This is a genomic window from Cupriavidus sp. 05T313, assembly GCF_056396665.1.
The window spans coordinates 1-8,434 of the sequence record NZ_JBFTLX010000286.1 but is presented as its reverse complement, the minus strand read 5'-3'; the positions used below and the strand labels follow the sequence as shown (position 1 = coordinate 8,434).

At 66.9% G+C, this 8,434-nt stretch carries 9 protein-coding genes and 1 pseudogene; all 10 read right to left on the bottom strand.

Annotated elements, in window-relative coordinates; all coding sequences use genetic code 11:
* Window positions 1–282 (bottom strand): annotated as a pseudogene (locus AC1DKD_RS35945) (ABC transporter permease); the annotation flags it as partial.
* A gap of 129 nt (window positions 283–411) precedes the next feature.
* Window positions 412–1,224, bottom strand: a complete 813-nt coding sequence (locus AC1DKD_RS35940) for an ABC transporter ATP-binding protein (protein WP_035874817.1) — start codon at window positions 1,222–1,224, stop codon at window positions 412–414.
* Window positions 1,225–1,449: 225 nt separating this feature from the next.
* Window positions 1,450–2,496: an ABC transporter substrate-binding protein gene (locus AC1DKD_RS35935; protein ID WP_441632016.1), complete on the bottom strand. Its 1,047-nt coding sequence runs from the start codon at window positions 2,494–2,496 to the stop codon at window positions 1,450–1,452.
* Between the two features lie 316 nt (window positions 2,497–2,812).
* Entirely contained in the window at window positions 2,813–3,847 is a 1,035-nt protein-coding gene (locus AC1DKD_RS35930; RefSeq protein WP_441632014.1) for a Bug family tripartite tricarboxylate transporter substrate binding protein, read from the bottom strand.
* A 110-nt stretch (window positions 3,848–3,957) separates the two neighbouring features.
* Window positions 3,958–4,932, bottom strand: a complete 975-nt coding sequence (locus AC1DKD_RS35925; RefSeq protein ID WP_441632012.1) for a hydroxymethylglutaryl-CoA lyase — start codon at window positions 4,930–4,932, stop codon at window positions 3,958–3,960.
* Window positions 4,929–6,125 (bottom strand): CaiB/BaiF CoA transferase family protein, encoded by a 1,197-nt coding sequence (locus AC1DKD_RS35920; protein ID WP_477144346.1) that lies wholly within the window; start codon window positions 6,123–6,125, stop codon window positions 4,929–4,931. The genes AC1DKD_RS35925 and AC1DKD_RS35920 overlap by 4 nt, the downstream gene beginning before the upstream one ends.
* A 162-nt stretch (window positions 6,126–6,287) precedes the next feature.
* Window positions 6,288–7,193, bottom strand: coding sequence for a LysR family transcriptional regulator (locus AC1DKD_RS35915; protein ID WP_035874805.1), 906 nt, complete (start codon window positions 7,191–7,193; stop codon window positions 6,288–6,290).
* A 52-nt stretch (window positions 7,194–7,245) separates the two neighbouring features.
* Window positions 7,246–7,860 carry a recombination mediator RecR gene (gene recR, locus AC1DKD_RS35910; RefSeq protein ID WP_045239450.1) on the bottom strand — a complete coding sequence of 205 codons (615 nt, stop codon included), beginning with the start codon at window positions 7,858–7,860 and terminating at the stop codon, window positions 7,246–7,248.
* Window positions 7,857–8,180, bottom strand: coding sequence for an antibiotic biosynthesis monooxygenase family protein (locus AC1DKD_RS35905; RefSeq protein WP_441632007.1), 324 nt, complete (start codon window positions 8,178–8,180; stop codon window positions 7,857–7,859). The genes recR and AC1DKD_RS35905 overlap by 4 nt, the downstream gene beginning before the upstream one ends.
* A 20-nt stretch (window positions 8,181–8,200) precedes the next feature.
* A partial coding sequence (locus tag AC1DKD_RS35900; RefSeq protein WP_477144345.1) for a YbaB/EbfC family nucleoid-associated protein occupies window positions 8,201–8,434 on the bottom strand: 234 nt, incomplete at its 5' end.

The following is an 8,434-nucleotide window of genomic DNA, read 5'->3' as shown; positions in this document are numbered from 1 at the left end:
CGTCAGCGGGCTGAGCGCCAGCCACAGGCCAACGCCGAGCCCCGCCGCCGTGCCGATGCCGAAAGCCAGCAGCGTCTCGATCAGGGTCACGCCGAGGTGGATATAAATATCGCGCTCGACCACGAACCAGTTCCAGATACGCTGGGCCACCATCAGCGGTTCGCCGAAGAAGAAGGCAACTTGTTGCGAGCGCGTGGCGATATGCCAGGCGCCGAGGATCACCACGAGGACGAGCAACTGCCAGAATCGCAGCATGCCCTTGGAGTCGGGACGGAAAGCCATGGGAATCGGAGTTCGAATTTAAATCAGACAGGATTGAGTGGGAAGCGGGCGGGCCGGGCCATCGTGGCGACCGGCGCGCTCGCGGAGTTCGTTGCGCGCTATGCGCCGCGCGAAGTGACGGTAGTCAACTCACGCAACCTTGCGCTGCTGCGCATAGCCCTTGAGGACTTCCTCGCGCAGCACATCCCAGATCGCGGCGTGCAGTTCGACAAAACGCGGGTGATTGCGTATCTCGGCGACATCGCGCGGACGCGGCAGGTCGATGGCGAATTCGCCGATCGGGTGCGTGCCCGGCCCCGCCGACAGCACCACCACGCGATCGCTCATGGCGATGGCCTCATCGAGATCGTGGGTGATGAACAGGACCGCCTTGCGCTTGGCCGCCCACAGGTCGAGCACTTCGTTTTCCATCAGCTGACGGGTCTGGATGTCGAGCGCGGAGAACGGTTCATCCATCAGGATGATGTCCGGATCGAGCACCAGGGTCTGGGCCAGGCTGACGCGCTTGCGCATGCCACCCGAGAGCTGGTGCGGATAGCGGTCGCCAAAACCGCCCAGGCCAACGCGGCGCAGCCAGGCCTCGCCCTCTTGCTCTGCCTGGGCGCGCGCCATGCCGCGGAATTCCAGCCCGGCGATCACGTTGTCGAGTGCGCTGCGCCAAGGCATCAGGGCCTCGGCCTGGAACATGTAGCCGGCGCGGGTGTTGATGCCCCGCAGCGGCTCGCCGAACACGCGCACCTCGCCAATCGAGGGCTGCAGCAAACCCGCCCCCACATTAAGCAAGGTGGACTTGCCGCAGCCGGTCGGCCCCACCACGGAGACGAATTCACCCGGCTGGATATCCAGGGTGACATCCTTGACGGCGGTATAGCGCTGGCTGCGGTCTTCGCGCGAGACGAAGGTGCAGGTGACGTTGTCGAGGGAAAGTGCGGCAGTGCTCATGGCAGGCTCTTGGCGGATACGGTGCTGAATAACGCTGACTGCGCGAACGGTGCGAACGGTGCGAACCGTGCAAGCGATACGGACAGCGCAGTACCGCGTGACAGGAATAACGTGGAAGGCAAGTTCAAGGCGGCGTGCCCGATGCCATGGCCGGCATCGGCGCTTGCCAATGCAAAGGCCCGCTGCACGCAGCGGGCCGCCGGCACCCTGGGCGCGGGCGATGCCTTATTTGTACTTGGCGTTTGCCTTCTGCACGAAGCTGTTGGTGAAGGTGTTTTCCAGCTTGATGGTCTTGCCCTTCAGGTCCGGATCGAACTGTTGCAGCGCGCTCAGCGCGGTCTTGGGGCCGTCGGCGGGCATGCTGCCGTCCGGCGAGATGGCTTCCTTGACCTTTTCCCAGGCAGCCAGGTAGAGCGCGCGGTCGCCCAGCAGGTAGCTTTCAGGCACGGTCTTGACGATGTCCGACGGACCGGCCTTCTGCAGCCACTTGAGCGCGCGCACCATGGCGTTGGTGAGCGCCTGCGTGGTGTTCGGGTTCTGCTGGATAAACGCCACCGATGCATACAGGCAGCCCGACGGCATATTGCCGCCGAACACGGCCTGGGTGTCCTTCAGCGTGCGGGTATCCGAGGCGATGCGGACTTCGTTCTTCTGGGTCAGCATCGACACCACCGGATCGAGGTTGGCCATCGCGTCGATCTGGCCGGAGCGCATTGCCGCCACCGCGCCGGCGCTGGCGCCGACACCGATGAAGGAAACGTCCGACGCCTTCAGCCCTGCCTTGGCCAGAACGAAGTTGGCCATCATATTGGTCGACGAACCCGGCGCGGTCACGCCGATCTTCTTGCCCTTCAGGTCGGCCACCGACTTGAAGTCGGGCATGGTCTTGTTGGAAACCATCAGCACGATCTGCGGGGCACGGCCCTGCAGCACGAACTCCTGGTACTGCTGGCCCTTGGCCTGCAGGTTGATGGTGTGCTCGTAGGCGCCGGAAACCACGTCGGCGCTGCCGCCCACCACCGCCTGCAATGCCTTGGCACCGCCGGCGAAGTCGACGATCTCGACGTCGAGGCCTTCATCCTTGAAGTAGCCAAGGCGCTCGGCGATGGTCAGCGGCAGGTAGTAGAACAGGTTCTTGCCACCCACGGCGATGGTGATCTTGGCCTTCTCGGGCTTGCCTTGCGCCTGGGCGTAGCCACCGAACGTGAACCAACCCGCAAGGAACAGCGCCAGCGCGAGCAGCGCCTGCTTCCAGAACTTCTTGTTATACATTTTTCTCTCTCCTACCTGTTGTACCCGGCTGCCGGCCGGCGGCATGCACCGTTGCGTGCCATCCGCCGACGCCAGCCGCCGATCTCGCGCTCATGCGTGCCACGGCGTGCCACGGATTCCGTGGTGCCGCGAAGCGGCAAGTTGCGATGCTAGCCGATGCCGCGCCGGGTCGCATCGGGATCAACACCTACAGTGCGGCTCCGCATGGCGGCATGCGGGGCACTAACAATACAGGTCGTGCCTTTCGACCGCCTTACTGACCGGCTTTACTCGATGGCCTTGCGGAATCGCCCTGACGGCCAGCCCGACGCGCGCCTCATTCCGCGTGGATATCGGCCGACTTGATGACCTTGCCCCAGCGCGCCAGTTCGTTGCGCTGATACGTGGCGAGCTGCTGCGGCCCCATGAACTTCGCCTCGGCGCCGAGTTCTTCGGCCTTCTTGCGGAAGGCCTCGGTCTGCATGATGCGTTCGATCTCGCCCGCGAGCTTGTCGAGGACCGGCTTGGGCGTGCCGGCCGGCGCGTACATGGCGAACCACGAAGACACGTCGAGGTCGGGGTACCCGGCTTCCGGCGCGGACGGCACGTCCTTCAGGCTGGGCAGGCGCTGCTTGCTGGTCACCACCAGCGGGCGCAGCTTGCCGCCCTGGATATGGCCCATCAACGGCGGCGGCGTGGTGATGGTGAGATCGACCGAGCCGCCAAGCAGGTCGGTCATGGCCGGGCCGGTGCCTTTGTATGGAACATGGGTGATCTGGATGCCGGCCATCTGGTTCAGCAACTCGGTGGAAACGTGCTGCAGCGAGCCGTTCCCCGACGACGCGTAGTTGAGCTTGTTGGGATTGGCCTTGGCATACGCCACCAGTTCCTTGAGCGTCTTGACCGGCAGGCTCGGGCGCACCACCAGCACTTGCGGCGCCGACAGAAGGTTGGCGACCGGCGCGAAGTCCTTCACCGGGTCCCACGAGGTCTTCGTCAGCAGCGGCGTGATGACCTGGAAGCCAGAGTACTGCACCAGCAGCGTATAGCCGTCCGGCTTGGCACGCGCCACGGTCTGCGCGGCAATGCCGCCTGAACCACCGGGCCGGTTGTCCACCACCACCGGCTGGCCGAGGGCCTTGGACAGCGGCTCGGAGATCATCCGTGCGGCCAGGTCGGTGGTGCCGCCGGCGGCGGCGGAGACCACCAGCGTGACAGGCCGGTTCGGATAGCTGCTGTCCTGGGCCCAGGCGGAAGTACCCGCCAGGCTGGCGGCTGCCAGCGCCACGGCGGCGAGTGTCTTGCGGCGCGCCGGCGATACGGACAGGGAAGAATGCGGACGTGCGTTGGCAAATGCCGGGATGCGAGGCATGGAGCGTCTCCTGCTTGGTGCTTGTTGATCTTGGTCTTTTACAGCGCCCGCGCCAGCCCTCGCCGCGCGGTGCGCAACCGTTCTTCGGGATTCGGTATGGCCGTGCGGCGTCAGTGCTGCCCGCCGAAATGTTCGGCCAGCCAGGCCGGCGGCTGATGCGTGCGCAGGCGCGGCCCCGCGCGCAGCAACTGACTGGCGGTGTCGCGCTGGACCAGCGCCGGCAGCCCGGCCACCACATCGAGCAGGCGCCCCAGGTCCACTCCGGTATCCACGCCCATTGCCGCGAACATGTGCACCAGCTCTTCGGTGCTGACATTGCCGCTTGCACCCGGCGCGAACGGGCAGCCGCCCAGGCCGCCCGCGGCGGCGTCGAAACGCGTCACCCCCGTTTGCCAGGCGGCCAGCGCGTTCGCCAGGCCCATGCCGCGGGTGTTATGCAGGTGAATGGTCAGGCCGGCTTGCGGCAGGCCTTGCTGGAAGCGCTCGCACAGCGAGGCGACCTGGCTGGGATAGGCCATGCCGGTGGTATCGCACAGCGTGATGCCGGCCGCGCCGGCGCTGGCGAAGGATTCGGCCAGCGCCATCACGGCATCGGGATCCACCTCGCCTTCGAAGGGACAGCCGAACACCGTGGACAGCGAAACATTGACCGGCACGCCAGCCGCGTTGGCGGCCTCGGTCATCGCCAGCAACTGGGCTTGCGACTGGACACGCGTCATACGCAGGTTGGCGCGGTTATGGGTCTCGCTGGCGGACATCACCAGGTTGAGCTCATCGGGCCGGCACGACAGCGCACGCTCCAGGCCGCGCAGGTTGGGCACCAGCGCGGTATAGCGCACGCCCGCGGCGCGCGCCATGCGATGCATCACGGCCTCGGCGTCGGCCAGCGCCGGGATAGCCTTCGCCGATGTGAAGGACGTGGCCTCGATGCGGGCGAAGCCGCAGGCCGACAAGGCGTCCAGGAATGCGACCTTGGCGTCGGTGGGCACCACCACCGGTTCGATCTGCAGGCCATCGCGGGGCGCCACTTCGTTGATCTCGATGCGGCCCGGTCCGCGCAGGCGGGTGGAAATGGCGGCGCTCATGCGACCACTCCGCGCGCGCGCAGCTCGGCGATGGTGGCGGCGTCGAAACCGGCGGCCTCCAGCACGCTATCGGTGTGCTCCCCCAGCGTAGGGGCGCGATCGTGAATGGCGCCGGGGCTTGCCGAGAGCTTCGGCATGATGCCCGGCACCTCGACCGTCAGGCCGCTGGCCGCAGTCACGCTTTCGATCACGCCGCGCGCGCGGTAGTGCGGATCTTCCGAGATGTCCTTGACGGTGTAGATGCGGCCCGATGGCACTTYGGCCTGCTTGAGCACCGCCAGCGCGTCTTCCACGCCTTGTGTCCGTGTCCACGCCGTGATCGCCGCATCGATCTCGTCGACACGGCTGACGCGGCCGTCGTTGCGCGCGAGCGCCGGATCTTCAGCCAGGTCGGCGCGGCCGATGGCATGCATCAGCCGCTTGAAGATGGCGTCGCCGTTGGCCGCCACCAGCACGTATTCACCGCTGGCGCAGGGATAGGCGTTGGACGGCGCGATGCCCGGCAACGCGCCGCCGGCCGGCTGGCGCACCGCGCCGAAGGCCGAGTATTCCGGCAACAGGCTCTCGCTCAGGTTGAACAGCGACTCGTACAGCGCGACATCGATCACCTGCCCTTCGCCGCCGCGCGCATCGCGCTCATACAGCGCCAGCAGCACGCCCAGCGCGCCATGCAGGCCGGCAATGGTGTCGCCCAGCGACAGGCCCGCGCGCACCGGGGCACGCCCCGGCTCGCCGGTGAGATAGCGCAGGCCGCCCATGGCCTCGGCTACCGCCGCAAAACCGGGCTCGTCCCTCTTCGGGCCGGTCTGGCCATAGCCGGACACGCGCACCATGATCAGTCCGGGGTTCTCCGCGCGGAGCGCCTCGTAGCCCAGGCCCCATTTTTCCATGGTGCCCGGACGGAAATTCTCGATCAGCACGTCGGCCTCGGCCGCCAGCTTGCGCACCACCTCCTGGCCCTCGGGATTGCGCAGGTCAATGCAGATCGACTGCTTGTTGCGCGACTGCGCTTCCCACCAGACCGAGGTGTCCTCGTAGAGCATGCGCCATTTGCGCAGGGGATCGCCCTGCCCCGGCGGCTCCACCTTGACCACGTGGGCGCCGAAATCGGCAAGGGTCTTGGCGGCGAAGGGGCCGGCTATCAGTTGCCCGAGTTCCAGGACCCGGATGCCTTCGAGGATCTGTCGCGCCATGATGGGGGTGTCTCCGTGCGATGTCGCAATGTCGATTGGGGCTGGCGTGTGGCCGTTGCCGGCACCACGCCTTGTTTCGACGCAGTGTGCCCCAGCCGCGCGGCTGGCGGAATCGGCATTCGGAGAAGCGGGCTTTCTCGGAACGCGAAAGCCCTCGGGGGTTCAGAATGGCGCGCGGTCGCCGCAGAGGTGGGTAATGAGCAGCCGCGCCGACACCGTCAGGCCAGCCGGATCGCGCATGCCGATGAGCAGGGAACGGCGCGCCCAGGCGTCCTGCAACCCCACCAGCGACAAGCCCATCGACTGCACATGCGGCTCGGCCGCGATGCGCGGCAGCACGCCCACGCCCAGCCCCGCCATCACCATGCGGCACATGGCGTCAAAGCTGCGTACCTGGATGCGCAGGCGGAACGGCCGGTCCAGCCGGCTGCTTTCCTCCAGCAGGCGGGCCGCCAGCGAAGTAACCTGCGGCAAGCTGACGAAATCGTATTCGAGGGTGTCCGCATAGCGCACCGGCCCGCGCTCGGAGAGCGGATGGCCTGGCGGTGTCACCAGCACCAGTTCGTCCTGCCGGTACTCCACCGTGACCAGGCCCGCGCTGGGCGTGCGGTCGGCAAAGATGCCCACATCCGCCCGGTTCTCCACCAGGGCGGCGACGATCTCGCTGCTGTTCTGCTCCTCGAGCTCGATACGGATGGTGGGATGCAGCGCCATGAAGGTCGCCAGGTCGTCGGGCAGGAACTGCGTGATGGCCGACGTATTGGCRCAGACGCGCACCTGGCCGCGCACGCCACTGGCATAGTCCGACATCACGCCAGCCATGCGCTCCACGTCCTGCAGGATGGTCAGCGCGTGATGGAAGCATGCCTGACCGGCCTCGGTCAGCTGCACGCCGGCCGCGTGGCGGAAGAACAGCGGCGCCCCGACCGCGGTCTCCAGATCCGAGATGCGCTTGCTGGCCGCCGCCACCGCCAGGTGGGACTGGCGCGCACCGGCGGAGATACTGCCCTGGCGCGCCACGGCGACGAACAGGCCGAGCGTGACGAGGTCGAAGCGGGCGAGATTCATGCGGTTGCGTTCAAGCGCACGGCCGGATACAGGGCGAGGCAGTCCGGCACGGCTAGACCGAGCGCCGGTCCATCACCGCGCGGGCGATGGTGCCGGCATCCACGTATTCGAGTTCGCCACCCACCGGCACGCCGCGCGCCAGGCGCGACACCTTGAGCCCGCGCGCCTTCAGCATCTCGCCGACATAGTGCGCGGTGGCCTCGCCTTCGCTGGTGAAATTGGTGGCGACGATCACCTCCGACACGGGTCCGCCCATGGCGGGATCCGTGGCGCGCGCCAGCAGCCGGTCCAGGTGGATCTCGCGCGGGCCGATGCCGTCGAGTGGCGAGAGCCGGCCCATCAGCACGAAATACTGGCCACGATAGGTCAGCGTCTGCTCGATCATGATCTGGTCGGACGGGGTTTCCACCACGCACAGCAGCGAGGCATCGCGCCGTTCGTCCAGGCAGGTCGAGCAGATTTCCTGCTCGGTGAAGGTATTGCAGCGCGAGCAATGCTTGATGCCATCGGCCGCGCCGCGCAACGCGTCACCCAGCTTGCGGGCGCCCTCTCGGTCGTGCTGCAGCAGGTGGTAAGCCATGCGCTGGGCCGATTTCGGGCCTACGCCGGGCAACACCCGCAACGCCTCGATCAGCGCCTGCAGCGAGGTCGGGGGGGCGCCTTTCACGCTGCGTCTCCCAGGGCCGGCGCCGTCATGCTCACCACCGGCGTGTGATGCAGTACGGTGGGGAACGGCTCGTAGAAATGATGCAACAGGGCTTTCCATTGCTGGTATTGAAGCGAACCGCGAAATCCCACGGTGTGGTCTTTCAGCGTGCGCCAGCGTACCGTCAGCAGGTAAGCGGACGGTTGTTCGATGCCGCGATGCAACTCAAGCCCGAGGAAACCCGGCATGCCCGCGATGATATGGCGCGCCTGCCCGAAGGCCGCCTCGAAGGCGGCTTCCTGGCCCGGGCGCACCGGCAACACTGCGGATTCGAGAATCATGCGCGAGCTCCGTAACTGGCTCAGAACGGCAACTTGAAGCCCGGCGGCAGCGGCAGGCCGGAAGTCATCGAACCCATCTTTTCCTGCGAAGTGGCTTCGGCCTTGCGCACGGCGTCGTTGAAGGCAGCCGCGACCAGGTCTTCCAGCAGTTCCTTGTCCTCGCCCTCGGCGAGCAGGCTGGGGTCGATGGACACGCGCTTGACGTCGTTCTTGCAGGTCATGGTCACCTTGACCAGGCCGGCGCCGGACTGGCC

Coding starts and splice junctions, on each gene's coding strand:
- AC1DKD_RS35940 (WP_035874817.1), bottom strand. CDS start 1,224: ATGAGCACTGCCGCACTTTCCCTCGACAACGTCACCTGCACCTTCGTC.
- AC1DKD_RS35935 (WP_441632016.1), bottom strand. CDS start 2,496: ATGTATAACAAGAAGTTCTGGAAGCAGGCGCTGCTCGCGCTGGCGCTG.
- AC1DKD_RS35930 (WP_441632014.1), bottom strand. CDS start 3,847: ATGCCTCGCATCCCGGCATTTGCCAACGCACGTCCGCATTCTTCCCTG.
- AC1DKD_RS35925 (WP_441632012.1), bottom strand. CDS start 4,932: ATGAGCGCCGCCATTTCCACCCGCCTGCGCGGACCGGGCCGCATCGAG.
- AC1DKD_RS35905 (WP_441632007.1), bottom strand. CDS start 8,180: ATGATTCTCGAATCCGCAGTGTTGCCGGTGCGCCCGGGCCAGGAAGCC.